The sequence below is a fragment of the Actinoplanes awajinensis subsp. mycoplanecinus genome, from assembly GCF_001509495.1.
Taxonomy (GTDB): domain Bacteria; phylum Actinomycetota; class Actinomycetes; order Mycobacteriales; family Micromonosporaceae; genus Actinoplanes; species Actinoplanes palleronii.
In genome coordinates this window covers 1-823 of the sequence record NZ_LLZH01000090.1, presented here as the reverse complement: position 1 = coordinate 823, position 823 = coordinate 1, and the positions used below count along the sequence as shown (strand labels likewise).

At 54.9% G+C, this 823-nt stretch carries 1 rRNA gene; it reads left to right on the top strand.

Annotated features, from left to right (window positions below):
* A 23S ribosomal RNA gene (locus tag ADL15_RS51375) occupies positions 1–823 on the top strand; the annotation flags it as partial.

Genomic DNA, 823 nt, shown 5'->3' with positions numbered 1-823 from the left:
TCCCGAGTAGCAGCGGACTCCTAGAATCTGCTGTGAATCTGCCAGGACCACCTGGTAAGGCTGAATACTTCCTGGTGACCGATAGCGGACAAGTACCGTGAGGGAATGGTGAAAAGTACCCCGGGAGGGGAGTGAAATAGTACCTGAAACCGTTCGCCTACAATCCGTCAGAGCCACCCTAGCAGTGGTGATGGCGTGCCTTTTGAAGAATGAGCCTGCGAGTTAGTGGCATGTGGCGAGGTTAACCCGTGTGGGGAAGCCGTAGCGAAAGCGAGTCTGAATAGGGCGCTTTTAGTCGCATGTTCTAGACCCGAAGCGGAGTGATCTAGCCATGGGCAGGTTGAAGCGTGGGTAAGACTGCGTGGAGGACCGAACCCACCAACGTTGAAAAGTTGGGGGATGACCTGTGGTTAGGGGTGAAAGGCCAATCAAACTCCGTGATAGCTGGTTCTCCCCGAAATGCATTTAGGTGCAGCGTCGCGTGTTTCTTGCCGGAGGTAGAGCACTGGATGGTCTAGGGGGCCCACAAGCTTACTGAAATCAGCCAAACTCCGAATGCCGGTAAGTGAGAGCGCGGCAGTGAGACTGCGGGGGATAAGCTTCGTAGTCGAGAGGGAAACAGCCCAGATCGCCAGCTAAGGCCCCTAAGCGTGTGCTAAGTGGAAAAGGATGTGGGATCGCATTGACAACCAGGAGGTTGGCTTAGAAGCAGCCATCCTTTAAAGAGTGCGTAATAGCTCACTGGTCAAGTGGTTCCGCGCCGACAATGTAGCGGGGCTCAAGCACACCGCCGAAGCTGTGGCATTCATACTTTACCCGGCTG